The following is a 21,964-nucleotide window of genomic DNA, read 5'->3' as shown; positions in this document are numbered from 1 at the left end:
CTTAGTCCAGACCCAGGATCCCGCGCAGCTGAGCCAGATCTTCCGCCAGGGTGGTGATCGGCCCTTTCAGCGCATTACGGTCAGCGGTGGTCAGCTTATCGTAAGTTTCGAAACCGTCTTTGGTGCGGTATTTGCTGAGGATACTGTCCACTTTCTTAAAGTTGTCGTCCACTTTCGCCAGCAGCGCGCTGTTCTCTTTTTGCAGCTGCGGGCGCAGCAGGTCGACAATTTTCTGCGCGCCGTCAATATTGGCCTGGAAGTCCCACAGGTCGGTATGGCTGTAGCGATCTTCTTCACCGCTGATCTTGCTGGCCGCGACTTCTTCAATTAATCCTGCCGCACCGCCCACGACTTTTGACGGCGGGAACGCCAGCTCGCTGATGCGTTTTTGCAGCTCCAGCACATCGCTGTTCAGCTGATCGGCATATTTTTCCATGCCCTTGACGCTGTTATCGCCAAACAGCGCCTTTTCCAGACGGTGGAAACCGGTGAATTTCGGATCTTCCGCTTTTTTCTCGAAGTCGTCTTCGCGGGCGTCGATGCTGCCGTCAAGGTCAGAGAACAGCTCGGCGATCGGCTCGATGCGCTCGTAATGCTGGCGCGTCGGGGCGTACAGCGCTTTCGCTTTCTCGATATCGCCCGCTTTCACCGCGTCGGTAAAGGCTTTGGTGCCGCTGACCAGCTGCGCGGTTTCCGCCGTGACATAGGCTTTGTAAGCGGTGATCGCTTCGCCGAGGCTCAGCACCGCATCGGCTTTCGCCGCGTCTTTGGTGGCGGCGCCGGTGACGATCAGTTTGCCTTTCGGGTTGGTGAGCAGGCCGCAGGTCATGTCATATTCGCCCGGCTGCAGGTTCGCGGTGAGCTTCTGGGTAAAGCCCGGCGCGATGTTCTCACGCTCTTCCACCACCATGACCCCTTTCAGAATCTCCCACTCCAGCGCTTTCTGGCTGTGGTTCTGAATAATAAACTGGGTTTTACCCGCGTTAACGGTCACCTGCATCGGCTCGCACTGTTTATCGTTGACGGTGACTTTGACCTGCGGGATATCCGCAGCCTGAGCACCGAATGCAGAGCAGAGCAGCGCGGCCACGGTCACCCGCAGCGCATTACGGCGAAAATGAATCATCATGATCATCCCTTTCGGTAAGTAGAGTGTCGCTTATAAGCTCGCAGCGCCCGGTCAGGCAGCCCGCGAGGCAGTCGTATTATTTCGCGGCGGCAGCGCAAACAGCACCAGCGCCGGGATCAGATAAAGCAGATAAACAGCCACTTCGCTGACGCTTGGCGTCTCCTGGTAGCCGAAGATCCCTTCCAGCAGCGTGCCGAACAGCGTATGCGTCGACAGCACAGCGCTCAGATCGAAGGCGGTCTCCTGGAACAGGTTCCACAGGCCCGCCTCGTGGAAGGCGCGGATCGCCCCCGCGGCCAGGCCAGCGGCCACCAGCAGGATAAACAGGCTGGTCCATTTGAAGAACACGCCGAGGTTGAGACGGATACCGCCCCAGTAGAGCAGGAAGCCCAGCACGATAGCCGTGGCCAGCCCCAGCAACGCCCCCAGCGGCGGCCAGATGCCGACATCCTGCTGGAATGCCGCCAGCAGAAAGAAGACCGACTCCAGCCCCTCACGGGCGACCGCGAAAAAGACCATCATCACCAGCGCCCAGCCATGGTGATTGCCGCGCTGTAGCGCCTTGTCCACGGCCTGTTCCAGCTGCTGCTTGACGTTGCGTGAGACATTGCGCATCCAGAAGACCATCCACGTCAGGATCACCACCGCGATGACCGCGACGATCCCTTCGAACAGCTCCTGTTCACGCTGAGGAAATTCACCAGTGGTTTCGTTGATAAAAATGCCTAAGCCAAGACACAGCGCCGCCGCGAGGATCACGCCAATCCACATCACGCCAATCCAGTTGCCGCGCTGGGTGCGTTTCAGATAGCTGGCGATCAGGCTGACAATCAGCGCCGCCTCCAGGCCTTCGCGTAACATAATGAGAAATGGGACAAACATGCCAATACCCTTAAATGTAAAGCACCGTCAACGAATGCAAAAACAGGTAATATTTATGATAGTGATTATCATTACAATACTCAGAAACACAAGCAAAATGTGCAGAGAATGATGATCAGTTGTAAATAAATCGCTGGCAAATAATGACTTATGAAAATATTCGCCTGTTATGAGGGAAAAGAATAAGCAAAGGATTTTTTACGTCAGATATTTACCCGTCGCAGCGGCTATGGCTAAATGGCGGCCTTATTGACCTGCGAAAAGAACAACATGACTGCATTTTTTCATTTCCTGCTGGCGCTGGCGGTGATCCTCGCCCTGGCCTGGCTTGTCAGCTATGACAGACAAAAAATTCGGATTCGTTATATTCTCCAGTTGATTATTATCGAAATAGCGCTCGCTTTCTTTTTCCTGCACGCCGAAAGCGGCCTGTGGCTGGTGAAAAATATCTCCGGCTTTTTTGCTTCGCTATTAGGCTTTGCCGCCGAAGGGACCAATTTCGTCTTTGGCGGCATGAGCGAAAAAGGCTTAGCCTTTATTTTCCTTGGCGTCCTGTGTCCAATTGTGTTTATTTCCGCGCTGATTGGTATTCTCCAGCACTGGCGGATCCTGCCGATTTTTATTCGCGTCATTGGCACCCTGCTGTCGAAGGTCAACGGCATGGGTAAGCTGGAGTCCTTCAACGCCGTCAGCTCACTGATCCTCGGCCAGTCAGAAAACTTCATCGCCTACAAAGGCGTGCTGGGCGACCTCTCCTCGCGGCGTCTGTTCACCATGGCGGCGACGGCCATGTCGACCGTATCGCTGTCGATCGTCGGCGCCTATATGACCATGCTGGACGCCAAATATGTCGTCGCGGCGCTGATCCTGAATATGTTCAGCACCTTTATCGTGCTGTCGGTGATTAACCCGACGCGGCAGGGCAGCGAGCAGGAAATAAAGCTGGAGAAGCTGCATGAATCGCAGAGTTTCTTTGAAATGCTCGGGGAATATATTCTGGCCGGCTTTAAGGTGGCGATGATTATTCTGGCGATGCTGATCGGCTTTATCGCGCTGATCAGCGCCATTAACGCGCTGTTCGCTACCCTGTTTGGCCTCAGCTTCCAGCAGATCCTCGGCTACGTCTTCTATCCGCTGGCCTGGCTTATCGGCATTCCGCTGAGCGATGCGCTGAACGCCGGCAGCATCATGGCCACCAAGCTGGTCGCGAACGAATTTGTGGCGATGATTGAGCTGCAAAAGATTGCCGCCAGCATGACGCCGCGCGGGCTCGGCATTCTCTCGGTCTTTCTGGTGTCGTTTGCCAACTTTGCCTCGATCGGCATTATCGCCGGAGCGATCAAAGGCCTGAATGAACCGCAGGGCAATATCGTCTCCCGCTTCGGCCTGCGGCTGGTGTATAGCGCCACGCTGGTGAGTCTGCTTTCGGCCAGCTTCGCCGGGCTGGTGCTGTAAGACAAACGGCGGGGCTGCCCCCGCCGTTAACTCAGAACTGTACGCAGACCGGCTGGTCGACACGCATCACCGACTCCTGCGCGAACCGTGATTTATAGCCCTGGCGCAGCGCCTCAATACCGGCCTCGCTCTGCGCGTCGTTGCCATGGATCACCATCAGCGCCTTACTCTGCTCCCGCACCACCTGTCCATTCTGGCCCAGCCACTGGCCGCGAGCGTCAAACACCGTCAGCCCGTCGCGAAAACGCGGCGTGACGTCGCGGTCGACAAACTGTTGCCACTCATCAGGGGTGATGTCTTTCCCCGCCGGGCGGCTCAGGCCGAAGTAAAGCGTGGTTTGCACCATGGACTGATCCGCCGGGCAGGCGCCGGGCTTCGGCGCGCTGGTCGACGAACTTCCACCCGCCGCGCAGCCACTGAGTAACCCTGCCAGCACCAGCGCCATTGCACCCTGTCTGAACGTCATCTTTGCTATCCTCATTGTTATTAGTCAGGAAATATCAGCGGATTTTCAAATAATTAGCAAGGGTTATAATATTCCAGCCCGGCAACAGGCAAAAAAAAGCCCGCCAGCGGCGGGCTCGTGAACATCAGTTGATCTTACTCAGCCGTGGCGCGTACCGGCGGCGGCGTATGGTAGTGGGCATCCGCTTCGGCGAAGCGCTGCTGCATGCTGGCCGACGGCGCTTTATCCAGCAGGCTAAAGACCACGATCCCGATGCTGCCGAAGACAAAGCCCGGAATAATTTCATACAGGCCCAGCCAGCCAAACTGCTTCCAGACGATCACGGTCAGGGCGCCAATCACCATCCCGGCCAGCGCGCCGTTACGGGTCATGCGCGACCACATCACCGAGAACAGCACCACCGGACCAAAGGCGGCGCCGAAGCCGGCCCAGGCATAGCTCACCAGACCCAGCACGCGGTTTTCCGGATTGGCCGCCAGGGCAATCGCCACCAGGGCAACCACCAGCACCATCATCCGGCCCACCCACACCAGCTCTTTCTGACCGGCGTTTTTACGCAGGAAGGCTTTATACAGGTCTTCGGTAATCGCGCTGGAGCAGACCAGCAGCTGACAGCTCAGGGTGGACATCACCGCCGCCAGAATCGCCGACAGCAGGATCCCGGCAATCCATGGGTTAAACAGGATTTGCGCCAGTTCGATAAACACGCGCTCGGCATTCTGGTTAACCGCGCCCGCCAGGCTCGGGTTGCTATTGAAGTAGGCGATACCAAAGAAGCCGACGGCCACTGCCCCGGCGAGGCAGAGGATCATCCAGGTCATACTAATGCGACGCGCGTGGACGATGCTGTGGTGCGAATCCGCCGCCATAAAGCGCGCCAGAATATGCGGCTGACCGAAATAACCCAGCCCCCATCCCATCAGCGAAATAATCGCCACGAAATTCAGCCCTTTCAGCATGTCGATATTTTCGATGCTCTTTTGCTTAATGACTTCCAGCGAATCGCCAAAGCCGCCGACGGAAATAATCACGATCACCGGGGTGAGGATCAGCGCGAAAATCATCAGGCTGGCCTGCACGGTATCCGTCCAGCTGACGGCGAGGAAGCCGCCGACAAAGGTATAGATAATCGTTGCCGCCGCGCCGGCCCACAGCGCGGTTTCATAACTCATGCCGAAGGTGCTTTCAAACAGACGCGCCCCCGCCACAATTCCCGAGGCGCAATAGATGGTAAAGAACAGCAGAATAACCAGCGCTGAAATAATTCTCAGCACCCGGCTTTTATCTTCAAAACGGCCGGTAAAATAATCGGGCAGCGTCAGGGCGTTATTATTCACCTCGGTATGCACGCGCAGGCGCCCGGCTACCAGCTTCCAGTTAACCCACGCCCCCAGCGTTAAGCCGATGGCGATCCAGCTTTCGGAAATCCCGGAGAGGAAAATGGCGCCCGGCAGGCCCATCAGCAGCCAGCCGCTCATGTCCGAGGCGCCGGCGGAAAGTGCGGTCACAAATGGCCCCAGACTGCGTCCCCCGAGAATATAATCATCAAAGTTTTTGGTCGAACGCCAGGCAATAAACCCTATCAATACCATACCAAGAATATAAATAATAAATGTCACCAGCATCGGTGTGCTAATAGCCATGCAAAGTCTCCAGAATTTTTATCGACAGCGTCCAACTTCGTCGTTTTTTTCCACTACCGGAACGGGGTAATGGCGCATTGTTTAATTGGGCGACCGTATCCTGACGGAAGCTTCGGTTTTTCACAAACGATTTAACACAGCATTTACACGAAAAACCGACGGCGCAAAACGTCAATTTGCGAGAGGTTGCACTCTCTCACGTTTTTAAAGGTTGCACCAAACAAAAGTGTTAACTCACGCATACAAATACCCTATGAGCCCGGGGTTAAAATTCTGCTATTTTAGGCACTATTTTTAACAAATCCGCCATTTCACGGCTTTCGTCACATGCCTCAATTAACAAGGTTGCACAAAGTTGCAACATAGTGGATATTTCCAAGCAACCGCATAAGCCTAACGATAAATGACAGGAGTTTTGAGCATGGGCACCACCACCATGGGTGTTAAGCTTGACGACGCAACCCGCGAGCGCATTAAGTCCGCCGCGAGCCGCATTGACCGCACGCCGCACTGGCTGATTAAGCAGGCCATCTTCAACTATCTGGAAAAGCTGGAGAACGACGAAACGCTGCCCGAACTGCCGGCGCTGCTCTCCGGGGCCGCCAATGAAAGCGATGAAGCGGGTTCCCCGGCGGAAGAGCCGTATCAGCCGTTCCTCGAATTCGCCGAGCAGATCCTGCCGCAGTCGGTAAGCCGCGCGGCGATCACCGCCGCCTGGCGTCGCCCGGAAACCGACGCGGTGCCGATGCTGCTGGAGCAGGCCCGACTGCCGCAGCCGCTGGGCGAGCAGGCGCATAAGCTGGCGTATCAGCTGGCGGAAAAACTGCGCAACCAGAAGACCGCCAGCGGCCGCGCCGGCATGGTGCAGAGTCTGCTGCAGGAGTTCTCCCTCTCCTCACAGGAAGGGGTGGCGCTGATGTGCCTGGCGGAAGCCCTGCTGCGTATTCCGGATAAAGCCACCCGCGATGCGCTGATCCGCGACAAAATCAGCAACGGCAACTGGCAGTCGCACATCGGCCGCAGCCCGTCGCTGTTCGTCAATGCCGCCACCTGGGGGCTGCTGTTCACCGGCAAACTGGTCTCCACCCACAACGAAACCAGCCTCTCACGCTCGCTGAACCGCATCATCGGCAAGAGCGGCGAACCGCTGATCCGTAAGGGCGTGGATATGGCGATGCGCCTGATGGGCGAGCAGTTCGTCACCGGGGAAACCATCGCCGAAGCGCTGGCTAACGCCCGCAAGCTGGAAGATAAAGGTTTCCGCTACTCCTACGATATGCTCGGCGAAGCGGCCCTGACCGCCGCCGACGCCCAGGCCTATATGGTCTCTTATCAGCAGGCGATCCATGCCATCGGCAAAGCTTCCAACGGCCGCGGCATTTATGAAGGCCCGGGCATCTCCATTAAGCTCTCGGCTCTGCACCCGCGCTACAGCCGCGCCCAGTATGACCGGGTGATGGAAGAGCTCTATCCGCGTCTGAAATCGCTGACCCTGCTGGCGCGCCAGTATGACATCGGCATTAACATCGATGCTGAAGAGGCCGACCGTCTCGAGATCTCCCTCGACCTGCTGGAAAAACTGTGCTTCGAGCCGGAGCTGGCGGGCTGGAACGGCATCGGTTTTGTTATTCAGGCCTACCAGAAGCGCTGCCCGTTCGTCATCGACGCGCTGATCGATCTCGCCACCCGCAGCCGTCGTCGCCTGATGATCCGTCTGGTGAAAGGCGCTTACTGGGACAGCGAAATCAAACGCGCGCAGATGGAAGGTCTCGAAGGCTATCCGGTCTACACCCGCAAGGTTTACACCGACGTCTCCTATCTCGCCTGCGCGAAAAAGCTGCTGGCGGTGCCGAACCTGATTTATCCGCAGTTCGCCACTCACAACGCCCATACTCTGGCGGCTATCTACCAGCTGGCGGGCCAGAACTACTACCCTGGCCAGTATGAGTTCCAGTGCCTGCACGGCATGGGCGAACCGCTGTACGAGCAGGTGGTGGGCAAAGTCGCCGACGGCAAACTGAACCGGCCGTGCCGGATCTACGCCCCGGTGGGCACCCACGAGACGCTGCTGGCGTATCTGGTGCGTCGTCTGCTGGAGAATGGCGCCAATACCTCCTTCGTCAACCGTATCGCGGACAATACCCTGCCGCTGGACGAGCTGGTGGCCGACCCGGTCAGCGCGGTGGAAAAACTGGCGCAGCAGGAAGGCCAGGCCGGTCTGCCGCACCCGAAAATTCCGCTGCCGCGCGATCTCTACGGCAGCGGCCGGAGCAACTCCGCCGGTCTGGATCTGGCTAACGAGCATCGTCTGGCCTCCCTCTCCTCTTCCCTGCTCAACAGCGCCCTGCATAAATGGCAGGCATTGCCGATGCTGGAGCAGCCGGTGGCCGAAGGCGAGATGCAGCCGGTGGTCAACCCGGCGGAGCCGAAGGATATCGTCGGTTACGTCCGCGAAGCCAGCGATGACGAAGTGCAGCAGGCGCTGACCAGCGCTATCAACAACGCGCCCATCTGGTTCGCCACCCCGCCGCAGGAGCGCGCCGCCATTCTTGAGCGCGCCGCGGTGCTGATGGAAAGCCAGATGCCGACCCTGATGGGGATCCTGGTGCGCGAAGCGGGTAAAACCTTCAGCAACGCCATCGCCGAAGTGCGCGAAGCCGTTGACTTCCTCCACTACTACGCCGGTCAGGTGCGCGACGATTTCGATAATGAAACCCACCGTCCGCTGGGTCCGGTGGTCTGTATCAGCCCGTGGAACTTCCCGCTGGCGATCTTCACCGGGCAGATTGCCGCCGCGCTGGCGGCCGGCAACAGCGTGCTGGCGAAACCGGCGGAGCAGACGCCGCTTATCGCCGCTCAGGGCGTGGCGATCCTGCTGGAAGCCGGCGTGCCGCCAGGGGTGATCCAGCTGCTGCCGGGCCGCGGGGAAACCGTCGGCGCCGCGCTGACATCCGATGAGCGCGTGCGCGGCGTGATGTTCACCGGCTCCACCGAAGTGGCCACCCTGCTGCAACGCAATATCGCCAGCCGCCTCGACGCTCAGGGACGCCCAACGCCGCTGATCGCCGAAACCGGCGGGATGAACGCGATGATCGTCGACTCGTCGGCGCTTACCGAGCAGGTGGTGATCGACGTCCTGGCTTCCGCGTTCGACAGCGCCGGTCAGCGCTGCTCCGCCCTGCGCGTCCTCTGCCTGCAGGAAGAGGTAGCCGACCACACCTTAACCATGCTGCGCGGCGCGATGAGCGAGTGCCGGATGGGCAATCCCGGCCGCCTGACCACCGATATCGGCCCGGTTATCGATGCGGAAGCGAAAGAGAATATCGAACGCCATATTCAGACGATGCGCGCCAAAGGCCGCACCGTCTATCAGGCGGTGCGCGAGAATAGCGAAGACGCCCGCGAATGGAACCACGGGACCTTTGTGCCGCCGACGCTTATCGAACTCGACAGCTTCGACGAGCTGAAAAAAGAGGTCTTCGGCCCGGTGCTGCACGTGGTGCGCTATAACCGTAACGAGCTGGACAAACTGGTGGAGCAGATTAACGCTTCCGGCTACGGCCTGACCCTCGGCGTACATACCCGTATCGACGAGACCATCGCCCAGGTCACCGGCAGCGCGAAGGTGGGCAACCTGTACGTCAACCGCAATATGGTTGGCGCGGTGGTCGGCGTGCAGCCGTTCGGCGGCGAAGGGTTGTCCGGTACCGGTCCAAAAGCCGGCGGTCCGCTGTACCTTTACCGCCTGCTCTCCAGCCGTCCGCAGGGCGCGGTTGGCGTGACCTTCGCCCGCCAGGATGCAGAGCGTCCGCTGGACGCCCAGCTGAAAACGCTGCTGGAAAAACCGCTGCAGGCGCTGCAGCAGTGGGCGGCGGGCCGTCCTGAGCTGCAGGCTCTGTGCCAGCAGTACAGCGAGCAGGCGCAAAGCGGCACCCAACGCCTGCTTCCGGGGCCCACCGGCGAGCGCAACACCCTGACGCTGATGCCTCGCGAGCGCGTGCTGTGCGTGGCGGATAATGAGCAGGATGCGCTGATCCAGCTGGCGGCCGTGCTGGCGGTCGGTTGTGAAGTGCTGTGGCCGGACAGCGCCCTGCAGCGCGATCTGGCGAAGAAACTCCCGCGGGACGTCAGCGAGCGGATCCGTTTCGCCAAAGCGGATCAGTTGCCTGGCCAGGCCTTCGACGCGGTTATCTATCACGGCGACTCCGACCAGCTGCGCGAGCTGTGCGAGCAGGTGGCGGCGCGCGACGGGGCGATTGTCTCCGTGCAGGGCTTCGCCCGCGGCGAAACCAATCTGCTGCTGGAGCGGTTGTACATCGAGCGTTCGCTGAGCGTCAACACCGCGGCGGCAGGCGGTAACGCCAGCCTGATGACCATCGGCTAAGACGGGCTCCCCGGTGGCGCTGTGCGCCGCCATCCGGGAAATCGGCGATGCGATCAGCTAATGACAGCCGACGTCAGCTGTGCTTAATTAAGGCTCCCGGACGGGAGCCTTTTTTATGGGAGCAGAACAATGAAACGCATGTTATTTGCCGCGGCGGTCTTGCTGGCCAGCGGCGCGGCGCTGGCGGACGAGTGCAGCAACGCCAACACCCAGACCGAAATGAATCAGTGCGCGGCCGCGCAGTATCAGGCAGCCGACAAAAAACTGAACGACACCTGGCAGCAGGCTCTGCAGCGTGCGGTGGGTAAACAGCAGACATTACTGAAGCAGGCCCAGCAGGCATGGATCGCCCTGCGCGACGCCGACTGCGCTTTCCTCGCGTCCGGAGCCGAAGGCGGCAGCATGCAGCCGATGCTGGTGAGCCAGTGCATGACCGATAAGAGCGTGGAGCGGGAATCTTTCCTCGCCTCGCTGCTGCAGTGCGAGGACGGCGATCAAAGCTGCCCGCTGCCGCCGGCCAATTAACGGACGCGAATGCCTTCGATAATCATCCGCTGGACATTATCGACCGTTTGCTCAAAAAAGGCCGCGTCCTGCAGCGTGGCGCCGGTGACCGCCTCCACCTGGGTGGCGAAGTCGGCGTAATGCTGGGTAGTGGCCCAGATCATAAAGATTAAATGCTGCGGATCGACCGGCGCCAGCTTGCCGCGGTCGATCCAGCCGGAAACAATCGCCGATTTCTCATCGACCAGCGCTTTCAGATCCCCGGTCAGTTCGCCCATCAGCAGCGGCGCGCCCTGCAACATCTCAAGGCAGAAGAGCTTCGAGGCCTGGGGGTGATCGCGGGACACCTCCAGCTTCAGGCGAATATACTCGCGGATCGCCACCAGCGGGCTGATATCCTCGCGAAAGGCCTTCAGCGGCGCCAGCCAGATGGCGAGGATCTGCTGCAGAACGGCCACGTACAGCGCCTCTTTCGAAGGGTAGTAATAGAGCAGATTGGTTTTCGACACCCCGGCGCGCTCAGCCACCTGGTCCAGCCGCGTACCGTGAATACCAAATTGCGAAAATGCCTCCAGCGCGGCGGCCAGAATGGCCTCCTTTTTGGCGCTGACCGCTTGTGAACGTTTGCCGTTTTTCTTCACCGCGCCCTGTGCCATACATCCTCTCCTTCAGTTGACGCCACCAGCATAGCAAAAGCCCTTCGCCGACACGACCCCATGCACCCTGATTGCGCATGACTGCCGTTTTTTCGTGCACTGATTTTGACCATCCAGTCCACTTTTTTATCGTCCTTTTTAGCAACCCAATAGCAACACATTAATAACATTAGCATTTATAAAACTGGCATTGCGTTTGCTTTACCTCTTCTGCGAGGTGGTCCAGGGAGAGGCAGGATGCCGCGCCACCGCAACCCATCTTCCATGACTGTAGAGAGGTAGGTATGAAAATTGGTGTTTTCGTTCCCATTGGCAACAACGGCTGGCTGATCTCCACCCATGCCCCGCAGTATATGCCGACCTTCGAACTGAATAAGGCTATCGTACAGAAAGCCGAGCACTACCATTTCGACTTCGCGCTCTCCATGATCAAGCTGCGCGGCTTCGGCGGGAAAACCGAATTCTGGGATCACAACCTGGAGTCCTTCACCCTGATGGCCGGCCTGGCCGCGGTGACCTCGAAGATCCAGATCTACGCCACCGCCGCCACCCTCACGCTGCCGCCGGCGATCGTCGCCCGGATGGCCTCCACCATCGACTCCATCTCCGGCGGCCGGTTTGGCGTCAATCTGGTGACCGGCTGGCAAAAACCGGAATATGACCAGATGGGCATGTGGCCGGGGGATGACTATTTCGCCAGCCGCTATGACTATCTCACCGAATACGTTCAGGTGCTCCGCGACCTGTGGGGCACCGGGCGCAGCGATTTCAAAGGCGACTACTTCACCATGAACGACTGCCGGGTCAGCCCTCGCCCTTCGCAGCCGATGAAGGTGATCTGCGCCGGGCAGAGTGACGCCGGCATGGCCTTCTCCGCCCAGCACGCCGACTATAACTTCTGCTTTGGCAAAGGGGTCAACACGCCAACGGCCTTCGCGCCGACCGCGGCGCGTATGATGCAGGCGGCGGAAAAAACCGGCCGTGACGTAGGCTCCTATGTGCTGTTCATGGTGATCGCTGACGAAACCGACGAAGCGGCGCGCGCCAAATGGGAGCACTACAAAGCGGGCGCCGATGAAGAAGCGCTGGCGTGGCTCACCGAGCAGAGTCAGAAAGACACCCGCTCCGGCAGCGATACCAACGTGCGCCAGATGGCCGACCCCACCTCGGCGGTCAATATCAACATGGGCACCCTTGTCGGATCCTATGCCAGCGTCGCCCGTATGCTTGATGAAGTCGCGAGCGTGCCCGGCACCGACGGTGTGCTGCTGACCTTTGATGATTTTCTTGCCGGCATCGACGCCTTTGGCGAACGCATTCAGCCGCTGATGCGCTGCCGGGACCATATTGCTCCTGTTACCCGTGAGGTGGCCTGATGATTACCCTTCCCGCTCGCCCGGAATCCCTGACCTTCGCGCCGCAGCAGAGCGCGCTGATTGTTGTCGATATGCAGAACGCCTACGCCAGCCTCGGCGGTTATCTGGATCTCGCCGGATTTGACGTCTCCGCCACCCGGCCGGTTATCGACAATATAAATACCGCCGTCGCCGCCGCCCGCGCCGCGGGCATGCTGATTATCTGGTTCCAGAACGGCTGGGATGACCAGTATGTTGAAGCCGGCGGCCCGGGCTCGCCGAACTACCATAAGTCCAACGCGCTGAAAACGATGCGTCAGCGCCCGGAACTGCAGGGCAAGCTGCTGGCGAAAGGCGGCTGGGATTATCAGCTGGTGGACGAGCTGACGCCGCAGGAAGGCGACATCGTGTTGCCGAAACCGCGCTACAGCGGCTTCTTTAACACTCCGCTCGACAGCATTTTGCGCAGCCGCGGCATCCGTCATCTGGTGTTCACCGGGATCGCCACCAACGTCTGCGTCGAATCGACGCTGCGCGATGGTTTCTTCCTCGAATACTTCGGCGTGGTGCTGGAGGATGCTACCCATCAGGCCGGACCGGCCTTCGCCCAGCAGGCGGCGCTGTTCAATATAGAAACCTTTTTCGGCTGGGTCAGCGATGTCGAGAGCTTCTGCCGCGCGCTGTCCCCTGCCACCCCGCTGTCTTTAGCCCAGGAGAAACGTTATGCCTAAACAGGTGATTATTCCGCCAGGCACCACCACGCCGATTGCCCCCTTTGTTCCGGGGACGCTCGCCGATGGCGTGATCTACGTCTCCGGCACTCTGCCGTTTGATAAGCAAAACAATGTGGTGCATATCGGCGACCCAAAGGCGCAAACCCGCCACGTACTGGAGACCATCAAGAGCGTTATCGAAACGGCGGGCGGGAGTATGGCGGATGTGACTTTCAACAGCATCTTTATCACCGACTGGACAAATTACGCCGCGATTAACGAGGTTTACGCCGAGTTCTTCCCTGGCGATAAACCCGCGCGCTTCTGCATTCAGTGCGGGCTGGTGAAGCCCGATGCGCTGGTGGAAATCGCCAGCGTCGCCCATATCGGCACCCCGACATGATGAGGCTCAATATTGCTCCGGCCCCATGGCCCGGCGCGCCGGTGGTGGTCCTCAGCGCAGGTCTGGGCGGCGGCGGCGGCTACTGGCTGGCGCAGCGCGCGGCGCTGGAGGAACAGTATCAGCTGGTGAGTTATGACCATAACGGGACCGGGGAGAACGCCGGTCCGCTGCCAGCCGACTACAGCATGGCGACGATGGCCGGGGAGCTGTTCAGCGCTCTGCAGGCGGCGGGGATCGCCCGCTTCGCGCTGGTGGGCCACGCGCTGGGGGCGCTGATTGGCCTGCAGCTGGCGCTCGATCGCCCCGAGGCGGTGAGCGCCCTGGTGCTGGTCAACGGCTGGCTGTCGCTGTCGCCGCACACCCGCCGCTGCTTCCTGGTGCGCGAGCGTCTGCTGCATGCCGGCGGCGCGCAGGCGTGGGTCGAAGCGCAGCCGCTGTTTCTCTACCCGGCGGAATGGATGGCCGCGCGCCTGCCGCGCCTCGAAGCCGAAGATGCGCTTGCCATCAGCCATTTTCAGGGCAAGGAGAACCTGCTGAAGCGGCTGCAGGCCCTGAAGCAGGCTGATTTTTCCCGTCGCGCGGCGGCCATCGCCTGCCCGACGCTGATGGTTAGCGCCGCTGACGACCTGCTGGTCCCGGCCTCCTGCTCCCGCGTGCTGCAGACGGCGATCCCCGGCAGCCAGCGCGTGGAAATGCCGTGGGGCGGGCATGCCTGCAACGTCACCGACGCCGATACCTTTAATACCATTTTACGCGACGGGCTGGCTGCAATGCTGCCGGTCGCCAGGGAGACCCGATGAACAACGCGATAAACCAGACGGCCTGCGAGACGCTGTTTACCCAGGCCCGGACCCACAACGGCTGGCTGGATAAGCCAGTGAGCGATGCGCAGCTGCAGGCAGTCTGGGACCTGATGAAAATGGGGCCGACTTCCGCCAACTGTTCGCCGGCGCGCATCGTGTTCGTGCGCAGCGCGGAAGGCAAAGAGAAGCTCCGCCCGACGCTCTCCAGCGGCAATCTGCAGAAAACCATGCAGGCGCCGGTGACCGCCATCGTGGCGTGGGACAGCGCCTTTTACGACCGGCTACCGACCCTGTTTCCCCACGGCGATGCCCGCAGCTGGTTCACCTCCAGCCCGCAGCTGGCGGAAGAGACCGCGTTTCGCAATAGCTCCCTGCAGGCGGCATATCTGATTTTCGCCTGCCGGGCGCTGGGACTCGACACCGGGCCGATGTCCGGTTTCGATCGGGAAAAAGTCGATGCAGCGTTTTTCGCCGACAACGGCTGGAAAAGCAACCTGCTGGTGAACATCGGCTATGGCGACCCCGGCAAACTGTATGGCCGCCTGCCGCGTCTGTCCTTTGATGAAGCCTGCCTGCTGGCATAAGGAGTTGACGATGAAGTTAGCGGACAAAGCGAGTTTTCGTGACGCCATGGCCCGCGTCGGCGCCGCGGTTAACATTATTACCACCGATGGCCCGGCGGGCCGGGCGGGCTTTACCGCCAGCGCGGTCTGCAGCGTGACCGACACCCCGCCGACCCTGTTGGTCTGTCTGAACCGCTCAGCCTCCGTGTGGCCGGTGTTCAGCGAACACCACACGCTGTGCGTCAATACCCTGGCGGCGGGACAGGAGGCGCTGTCAACGCTGTTTGGCGGTAAAACGGCGATGGACGAGCGCTTTGCCGCCGCCGACTGGCAGACCGGCGCCACCGGCTGTCCGCGGCTGGAGGCGGCGCTGGTCAGCTTTGACTGCCGCATCGACCAGCGCGTCAGCGTCGGCACGCACGACATTCTGTTTTGTCACGTCGTGGCCATTACCCGTCACCCGGAACCCCGGGGTCTGATGTGGTTTGACCGCGGCTATCACACGCTTATGCGACCCGCTTGTTAACCTTTAACCCGGGATATCATCATGGCACTCTTCGATTTTCCTCGCTGGAAGCTGACCTCCCCCGCTGCAGAATCCGGCGTTGTCGCGCCCGATGAACGCTTATCGGCCGGGCAAACGCTGGTGATGGGCGTGCAGCACGCCGTTGCGATGTTCGGCGCGACGGTGCTGATGCCGTTGTTGATGGGGCTCGACCCGAATCTGTCCATACTGATGTCGGGGGTCGGCACCCTGCTGTTCTTTGTCGTCACCGGCGGACGGGTGCCGAGCTATCTCGGCTCCAGCGCCGCCTTTGTCGGGGTGGTGATCGCCATTACCGGCTTTAACGGCCAGGGACTCAACCCTCACCTCAGCGTCGCCCTTGGCGGGATCATCGCCTGCGGGCTGGTCTATACCCTGATCGGTCTGGTGGTGATGAAGATCGGCACCCGCTGGATCGAGCGCCTGATGCCGCCGGTGGTGACCGGGGCGGTGGTGATGGCTATCGGCCTGAACCTGGCGCCGATTGCCGTGCGCAGCGTCTCCGCCAGCGCCTTCGACAGCTGGATGGCGGTGTTAACCGTGCTCTGTATCGGCATAGTCGCGGTATTTACCCGCGGAATGCTGCAGCGTCTGCTGATCCTGGTCGGCCTGATCGTCGCCTGCGCGCTGTACGCCCTGCTGGCTAACGGCTTTGGCCTCGGCAAACCGCTGGACTTCTCTCCCCTCGCCCAGGCGGCGTGGTTCGGGCTGCCGCACTTTACCACCCCATCCTTTAACGGCCAGGCGATGATGTTGATTGCCCCGGTCGCGGTGATCCTGGTGGCCGAGAACCTCGGCCACCTGAAGGCCGTCGCCGGGATGACCGGGCGCAATATGGATCCGTACATGGGGCGCGCCTTCGTCGGCGATGGTCTGGCGACCATGCTCTCCGGCTCGGTCGGCGGCAGCGGGGTCACGACCTATGCGGAGAACATCGGCGTCATGGCGGTGACCAAGGTCTACTCGACGCTGGTGTTTGTCGCCGCGGCGCTGATTGCCATGCTGCTGGGCTTCTCGCCGAAATTCGGCGCATTAATCCACACCATTCCCGGGCCGGTGATCGGCGGCGCCTCGATCGTGGTCTTTGGCCTGATCGCCGTCGCCGGGGCGCGGATCTGGGTGCAAAACCGCGTCGACCTCAGCCAGAACAGCAATCTGATCATGGTGTCTGTGACCCTGGTGCTGGGCGCCGGCGATTTCGCGCTGTCGCTGGGCGGCTTTACGCTGGGCGGGATTGGTACCGCCACCTTCGGGGCGATCCTGCTGCACGCGCTGCTTCATCGCGGGACGCGTGAGGCGAAGGAGGCCAGGGTAACGCCGGTTTAAGCCACATTAGCGCAGCGTTGGCGCAGGGAGCGGTGGGGGCCGGATAAGTCGATACAGTTATCGGTTTGCAACGGTTTCGCCCCGGAAAAACGGCTGTTCTGGGTTATATCCAGGCAGATGGCGCTCCCGATATGTCTTCTGCGTTATGTCTCTCATGGCGCCGGGAGCGCACAGGGGGCGGCCAGTCGCCGCCGCCCCCTGTACCCCCGGGCTCCGGCCAGCAAAATCGCCACTGCGTGGTCCCTTCGACTTATCCCTGCAGGCTTCGGGTCGGGCCGAGGCAGCGTCCGTGCAAAACACGGCCCTCAGCCCGCATCCATGCGGGCTGCCCCGGCCTTCCGGGAACGTCTCAGCGATTTTGAGGCCGCCAGCACCGGCAGTTTCAGTCGCGCAAGTGGTTAAATTAATAACAGGTCGTACGGACGTAGGCCGGGTAAGGCGCAGCCGCCACCCGGCAGAAAAGCGACGCCGTGCCTGATGCTATCGCCCGGCGGCGCTGCGCTTGCGCGGGCCTGGAGACAATCAGAGCCGGACGAGTACCAGCCAGAATAAGCGCCGCTGCCGGGACAGAAGGAAAGATTACGGCTCGCGACGATCGGCCAGGTCCGGGAGCGGTTGCGCATCGTTATTCGTTGACATCTGCAGCGGCGGTTTGCGCTTCCACTTCAGCTCGCTCACCAGCACTCCCGCGAGGATAAAGACGCAGCCGAGGAGGGCCAGCAGCGGCAGACGCTCACCTGCCAACCGGCCAAAGATACCGGCCCACACCGGTTCGCCGGTATAGATCAGCGTGGCCCGCGTCGGCGAGACGCTGCGCTGCGCCCAGTTCATGGTCACCTGAATGATCGCGCTGAAAATGCCCAGCCCCAGCGCCACGCCGAGCAGCGCCGGCGTCAACGGCGGCACTGACTCACCGGCCGGCTTCATGGCGGCGAAAGCCATCAGCGACGCGGTCGCCAGCTGCACCACCGTCACACGCCGAACATCCACTTTCCCGGCCCAGGCGCTGATAAGGATAATCTCCGCGGCAATCGCCAGCGCGCTCGCCAGCGTGATCATCTCCCCCACGCCAAGCGCCAGCAGATTGTTTTCCGGCCCGGCCAGCAGGATCAAACCGATAAAGGCCAGCACAATCCCCACGCAGGACATCCCCCCCGGCATACGACCCAGGCACAGCCACTGCAGTAGCGGCACCAGCGGCACATACATCGCCGTGATAAAGGCAGACTTACTGCTGGAGATCGACTGCAGTCCCCAGGTCTGCAGCCCATACCCCAGCGCAATCGCCACGCCAATCGCCACCCCCGCCTTCACCTCCAGCCATGTCATACCGCGGAGGGTGCGCAGCGAGAGCAGACCCACCGCCAGCGCGGCAGTCGCGAAACGCAGGCCGACAAAAAACAGCGGCCCGCTGAGGCTGACCGCATACTGCACGGCAAGGAAGGTCCCTCCCCAGAACATGGTGATCATGATAAGGAGCGCTTCCTGGCGGCTAACGGAGAATTTTAACGAAGACATAAAACAGCCATGACGATTAACGGGCGACCAGTGTGCAATCGGCCCGGCGGTAGCGCAACCTCCGACAGCTAAAAAAAACCGCCGGCTGATGCCGGCGGCGAGGGCGATGCGGTTGGGTCGGGGAGATTAACACCGCATCAAAGAGAACAGTGCGAGTCGCGCGTTAACTCTCACGACTACCGTGACTGTTTTTACCCCCTTTTTTACCAGCCTCTGAGGCGCGCTGAGGGTCATTTTTAAAATTCCCCCCGCTATGCTGGCCACCTTTACGTCCTGCTTCTGATGCTCTTTCACGGTCCTCAGCAAAGTTGCCAGAACCGCCACGATGGTTTGCCATTACTGACCTCCATTAGGTTAGACATCATAGTGCATTACGCGGGAGCGGCGACGCCGCTGTCCTGCCGCGTATCTATAAGGTTAGTGAATGACTGCCGCTGACGATGGCAAATGTCACATTCAGAAACAAAGCCTGGCGAAAAAAATCCCCTCACGCCGCGTGATGGCGCTAACGTCCTCTGCTGACGAAGAAAAAATAGTTAGCGAAAATGTATCCTGATGCTACATCCTCGCCGTACCGGCCAGAATGGCGGAGGCATCGCTTCCCGCTTCTCCGCCGCTCAGGCCGCGCTGCGCAAGGAAAAGTAAATAATGCTTTGTCATTTTGTTATAAATCAAATAAATGCCCGTTGGATTTGCACTCTTCGGCAGAGGCTTTATCTTTAAAGGTACCAGCTATTTGGCTGGCTTATAATGCAACCGAGGAGTGATGGAAATGGCTAAAATTCTGGTGCTTTATTATTCCATGTATGGACACATTGAAACCATGGCTCACGCCGTCGCCGATGGGGCGAACCGGGTGGACGGCGTTGAGGTGGTTGTGAAGCGCGTGCCGGAAACCATGCAGGCAGAAGCGTTTGCCAAAGCAGGCGGTAAAACGCAAAACGCGCCTGTCGCTACGCCGCAGGAACTGGCTGAGTATGACGCCATCATCTTTGGTACCCCGACTCGTTTCGGCAATATGTCCGGACAAATGCGCACCTTCCTCGATCAGACCGGCGGCCTGTGGGCATCCGGCGCGCTGTATGGCAAGATCGCCAGCGTATTCAGCTCAACCGGCACCGGCGGCGGCCAGGAACAAACCATTACCTCCACCTGGACGACGCTGGCCCACCACGGCATGATCATCGTGCCGATCGGCTACGGCGCCCAGGAGCTGTTCGATATCTCCCAGGTCCGCGGCGGGACGCCTTATGGCGCCACCACCATTGCCGGCGGCGACGGCTCGCGTCAGCCAAGCGAGGAAGAGTTAGCCATCGCCCGCTATCAGGGTGAACATGTCGCCAAACTGGCCGTTAAACTGCACGGCTAATCTTCCGCAGGAGGAGCACTATGCCAACTCAAGAAGCAAAAGCACATCGCGTCGGCGAATGGGCAAGTTTACGTAACACCTCGCCGGAGATCGCCGAGGCGATTTTCGAAGTCGCCCACTATGATGAAAAACTGGCGGAGCAAATCTGGGAGGAAGGCAGCGACGAAGTGCTGGCGCTGGCCTTTGCCAAAACCGATAAAGATGCGCTGTTCTGGGGTGAACAGACGATTGAGCGTAAAAACGTTTAGGACGTTTATCCCTGCCGAGTCTCACCCTAACCTGCTAAAAAACCCGGATTGCTCCGGGTTTTTTCGTTATTTCGCCGCCTCGTTGATCACCTTTTTAAAGGTCTCCAGCGGACAGAAACCCTGGTCATCGACCGGGCAGCCGTTAAGCGCCAGCGTGACCCGCTGCGGCGGGGTCTGCAACGTCAATGGGTCGGCGTTACGCAGCTGCTCGGTGCTCTGGTACACATACTCAATCTTCATCAGATCGCGGTTGCTGCCGCTGTCGTGCCAGCGTTGAAACAGCAGTTTGCCGCCGATAGGCGTGCGCTCATACTGGCCGGGCAGTTGATAGGGCTTAAAGTCCAGCGCCGTCAGCAGCGAGGCAATATTCGAGTCGTGTCCCACCAGCAGCGTGACTTTCGCCTTGCTGGCCCCCTCGCCCACCAGCGCGTTATCGATATAGTTGACCAGCGGCTTGGCCACGTTTTGCGCCACCGCCACCGAAGTAAACAGACTATCCTGATAGCCGTTTTTCAGCTTCGACAGTACCTGCCACTGCTTATCGCTGGTGATCTCCCCCCACGCCACCTGGTCTTTGGGGAAGCCTTCATAATATTGCAGGGTGAAGGCGTCCACCAGCGAGTTGCCCACCTTCAGCGGCCCGGACACCCCCGGCTCCTGCTGATAACCGGCGCTAAAGGTATCTTTACCCTCGCTCAGGGAACAGACCTGCTTCTCTTTGCAGGAGGGCGAGTTGCGGTAATCGATCATCGTCTCCAGTAGCTTGTAACTCTCGGTCAACTGCAACCCCTGGCGCTCTTTTTCCATCGCCTGCAGCGCTTTCTCACGAAACGCCGGGGAGTCGTCGGTGATAACCGGGTTGAAGGTCGGGTCCATGGTGCCCATCTGCGGCTGATGATGCACCGCAATGCCGCAGCCCGGGAACGCGCCGGTGATAAAGAACTGCGCGGTGGCGACGGTGCGCTGCAGGCTGTTAGCGTAGACGTAAACAGCGTTTTCCGGCGGGCACTCGCCGCTGGTCACCAGCTTCTGCTGCGCCAGCCATTCGCGCATATAGTGGCCCATATACACCTCCAGCACGCCACCCTTGGTGGTCAGCTGGCCGCCTGGCACATCCCATTGCGGCCAGGCTTTGGCGGTGGACTGCTCCAGCACGCTACCGTTATTGGCCAGCGGCGCGCGCAGGTTGTGACGACTCATGATCAGCACCTGCTGCAGCTGATACCCCTCCGGGGCGGCCGTGTCCTGCGCCAGAGCGCCGGCGGATAACATGACCGCGCCGGCTACGGCGGCGGCGGCGGCGAGTAGACGTTTTTTCATCCCTTCATCCTTAGTCATTTATTATCATCGGGTTAATTGTGACGGATTTATGCCATTTTTCCTGGCATTCGCTCGCAAACTTAGACCGCCGCCGAAAATTTCCTCTGCCGACCAAATAGTTTTATAATGAAACAACTACCCTGGAGGCTTTCGTGAAACGTACCCGTCTTGAAAACAGCTGCTGTCCTGTCGCCCGCTCCCTCGACGTTATCGGTGACTGGTGGTCGCTGCTTATCGTCCGCGATGCCCTGCGCGGGGCGTGCCGTTTTAGTGAATTCCAGAAAAACCTCGGCATTGCCAAAAATATGCTCGCCGGACGCCTGAAAATGCTGGTGGATGAAGGCATCCTGCGTCTGCAGCCGGCCTCCGACGGCAGCGCCTGGCAGGAGTACGTCCTGACGGATAAGGGCCGCGCCTTGCAGACCGTGCTGGTCGCCCTTTCCCAGTGGGCGGATGACTATCTGTTCGATCCTGACGAACCGGCAACCCGGCTCATTGACCGCCAGCAGCGCCAGCCCCTGCGTAAACTGGTCCTGCAGGCGGCGGATGGCCGTGAGCTGGCCCCGGCGGATATCACCATCGCCGTTCCGCTGAACGACTAATCGCTGCCCGCGGCAGGCAAAAATAAAAAAAGCCCGGCAAAATGGTTGCATTATTAAACCAAGTATCTCATGCTGAATTTG

General features: G+C 60.1%; 22 protein-coding genes. 14 read left to right on the top strand and 8 right to left on the bottom strand.

Annotated features, from left to right (window positions below; genetic code table 11):
• Position 1 precedes the first annotated feature (1 nt).
• Entirely contained in the window at positions 2-1,129 is a 1,128-nt protein-coding gene (efeO, locus tag ABLU95_RS12050) for an iron uptake system protein EfeO (RefSeq protein WP_348879643.1), read from the bottom strand.
• A gap of 51 nt (positions 1,130-1,180) precedes the next feature.
• Positions 1,181-2,011 (bottom strand): iron uptake transporter permease EfeU, encoded by an 831-nt coding sequence (efeU, locus tag ABLU95_RS12045; protein WP_032452417.1) that lies wholly within the window; start codon positions 2,009-2,011, stop codon positions 1,181-1,183.
• A 270-nt stretch (positions 2,012-2,281) separates the two neighbouring features.
• Between efeU and ABLU95_RS12040 the strand changes: the two genes are divergently transcribed.
• Positions 2,282-3,466 (top strand): nucleoside transporter C-terminal domain-containing protein, encoded by a 1,185-nt coding sequence (locus tag ABLU95_RS12040; RefSeq protein ID WP_277475620.1) that lies wholly within the window; start codon positions 2,282-2,284, stop codon positions 3,464-3,466.
• Between the two features lie 31 nt (positions 3,467-3,497).
• Here ABLU95_RS12040 and ABLU95_RS12035 read toward each other — a convergent pair whose 3' ends face one another.
• Positions 3,498-3,932 carry a DUF3574 domain-containing protein gene (locus ABLU95_RS12035; protein WP_044522031.1) on the bottom strand — a complete coding sequence of 145 codons (435 nt, stop codon included), beginning with the start codon at positions 3,930-3,932 and terminating at the stop codon, positions 3,498-3,500.
• Positions 3,933-4,066: 134 nt separating this feature from the next.
• On the bottom strand, positions 4,067-5,575 hold the full coding sequence (putP, locus tag ABLU95_RS12030) for a sodium/proline symporter PutP (protein WP_023289103.1): 1,509 nt from the start codon (positions 5,573-5,575) through the stop codon (positions 4,067-4,069).
• Between the two features lie 421 nt (positions 5,576-5,996).
• Between putP and putA the strand changes: the two genes are divergently transcribed.
• Complete coding sequence (putA, locus tag ABLU95_RS12025) at positions 5,997-9,959, top strand: trifunctional transcriptional regulator/proline dehydrogenase/L-glutamate gamma-semialdehyde dehydrogenase (RefSeq protein ID WP_023289102.1); 3,963 nt, start codon at positions 5,997-5,999, stop codon at positions 9,957-9,959.
• Between the two features lie 129 nt (positions 9,960-10,088).
• Positions 10,089-10,484 carry a lysozyme inhibitor LprI family protein gene (locus ABLU95_RS12020; protein ID WP_023289101.1) on the top strand — a complete coding sequence of 132 codons (396 nt, stop codon included), beginning with the start codon at positions 10,089-10,091 and terminating at the stop codon, positions 10,482-10,484.
• Here the strand turns inward: ABLU95_RS12020 and rutR are convergent.
• Positions 10,481-11,119, bottom strand: a complete 639-nt coding sequence (gene rutR, locus ABLU95_RS12015; RefSeq protein ID WP_065881766.1) for an HTH-type transcriptional regulator RutR — start codon at positions 11,117-11,119, stop codon at positions 10,481-10,483. The two genes, ABLU95_RS12020 and rutR, sit on opposite strands and share 4 nt — an antisense overlap.
• Positions 11,120-11,403: 284 nt before the next feature.
• Between rutR and rutA the strand changes: the two genes are divergently transcribed.
• The 7 genes from rutA to rutG are packed head-to-tail and all read left to right on the top strand — an operon-like array spanning position 11,404 to position 16,826.
• Positions 11,404-12,495 (top strand): pyrimidine utilization protein A, encoded by a 1,092-nt coding sequence (rutA, locus tag ABLU95_RS12010; protein WP_004204507.1) that lies wholly within the window; start codon positions 11,404-11,406, stop codon positions 12,493-12,495.
• Complete coding sequence (rutB, locus tag ABLU95_RS12005; protein ID WP_044522018.1) at positions 12,495-13,205, top strand: pyrimidine utilization protein B; 711 nt, start codon at positions 12,495-12,497, stop codon at positions 13,203-13,205. Before rutA ends, rutB begins: the two co-directional genes overlap by 1 nt.
• Positions 13,198-13,590, top strand: a complete 393-nt coding sequence (gene rutC, locus ABLU95_RS12000; RefSeq protein WP_023289099.1) for a pyrimidine utilization protein C — start codon at positions 13,198-13,200, stop codon at positions 13,588-13,590. The genes rutB and rutC overlap by 8 nt, the downstream gene beginning before the upstream one ends.
• Positions 13,587-14,390 carry a pyrimidine utilization protein D gene (rutD, locus tag ABLU95_RS11995; RefSeq protein ID WP_044522016.1) on the top strand — a complete coding sequence of 268 codons (804 nt, stop codon included), beginning with the start codon at positions 13,587-13,589 and terminating at the stop codon, positions 14,388-14,390. The genes rutC and rutD overlap by 4 nt, the downstream gene beginning before the upstream one ends.
• Complete coding sequence (locus ABLU95_RS11990; protein WP_241516041.1) at positions 14,387-14,977, top strand: malonic semialdehyde reductase; 591 nt, start codon at positions 14,387-14,389, stop codon at positions 14,975-14,977. Before rutD ends, ABLU95_RS11990 begins: the two co-directional genes overlap by 4 nt.
• 10 nt (positions 14,978-14,987) lie before the next feature.
• Positions 14,988-15,482: an NADH-dependent FMN reductase RutF gene (gene rutF, locus ABLU95_RS11985; protein ID WP_080901298.1), complete on the top strand. Its 495-nt coding sequence runs from the start codon at positions 14,988-14,990 to the stop codon at positions 15,480-15,482.
• Between the two features lie 21 nt (positions 15,483-15,503).
• Complete coding sequence (gene rutG, locus ABLU95_RS11980) at positions 15,504-16,826, top strand: pyrimidine utilization transport protein G (protein ID WP_008805937.1); 1,323 nt, start codon at positions 15,504-15,506, stop codon at positions 16,824-16,826.
• 579 nt (positions 16,827-17,405) lie between these two features.
• Here the strand turns inward: rutG and ABLU95_RS11975 are convergent.
• Positions 17,406-18,344, bottom strand: coding sequence for a DMT family transporter (locus tag ABLU95_RS11975; RefSeq protein ID WP_348879636.1), 939 nt, complete (start codon positions 18,342-18,344; stop codon positions 17,406-17,408).
• Between the two features lie 163 nt (positions 18,345-18,507).
• Entirely contained in the window at positions 18,508-18,681 is a 174-nt protein-coding gene (locus ABLU95_RS11970) for a general stress protein (RefSeq protein WP_002898708.1), read from the bottom strand.
• Positions 18,682-18,768: 87 nt separating this feature from the next.
• Here ABLU95_RS11970 and ABLU95_RS11965 point away from each other — a divergent pair, with 87 nt between their 5' ends.
• The 3 genes from ABLU95_RS11965 (at position 18,769) to ABLU95_RS11955 (ending at position 19,961) form a co-directional block, all read left to right on the top strand.
• Positions 18,769-18,900: a hypothetical protein gene (locus ABLU95_RS11965; RefSeq protein WP_032428724.1), complete on the top strand. Its 132-nt coding sequence runs from the start codon at positions 18,769-18,771 to the stop codon at positions 18,898-18,900.
• A gap of 216 nt (positions 18,901-19,116) precedes the next feature.
• The gene (gene wrbA / locus ABLU95_RS11960; protein ID WP_002898704.1) at positions 19,117-19,713 is read left to right on the top strand and encodes an NAD(P)H:quinone oxidoreductase; all 597 of its coding nucleotides are present in this window, start codon (positions 19,117-19,119) and stop codon (positions 19,711-19,713) included.
• Between the two features lie 20 nt (positions 19,714-19,733).
• Positions 19,734-19,961 carry a YccJ family protein gene (locus tag ABLU95_RS11955; protein WP_008805934.1) on the top strand — a complete coding sequence of 76 codons (228 nt, stop codon included), beginning with the start codon at positions 19,734-19,736 and terminating at the stop codon, positions 19,959-19,961.
• 66 nt (positions 19,962-20,027) lie between these two features.
• On the opposite strand, the gene agp is transcribed toward ABLU95_RS11955, so the two are convergent.
• Positions 20,028-21,281, bottom strand: coding sequence for a bifunctional glucose-1-phosphatase/inositol phosphatase (gene agp, locus ABLU95_RS11950; RefSeq protein ID WP_241516039.1), 1,254 nt, complete (start codon positions 21,279-21,281; stop codon positions 20,028-20,030).
• Positions 21,282-21,433: 152 nt separating this feature from the next.
• Between agp and ABLU95_RS11945 the strand changes: the two genes are divergently transcribed.
• On the top strand, positions 21,434-21,883 hold the full coding sequence (locus tag ABLU95_RS11945) for a helix-turn-helix domain-containing protein (RefSeq protein ID WP_023289093.1): 450 nt from the start codon (positions 21,434-21,436) through the stop codon (positions 21,881-21,883).
• Positions 21,884-21,964 lie beyond the last annotated feature (81 nt).

This window comes from Klebsiella sp. GG_Kp146, assembly GCF_040061975.1.
Lineage (GTDB): Bacteria > Pseudomonadota > Gammaproteobacteria > Enterobacterales > Enterobacteriaceae > Klebsiella > Klebsiella quasipneumoniae.
The sequence above is the reverse complement of the archived record's forward strand: the minus strand, read 5'-3'. Positions and strand labels throughout refer to the sequence as shown.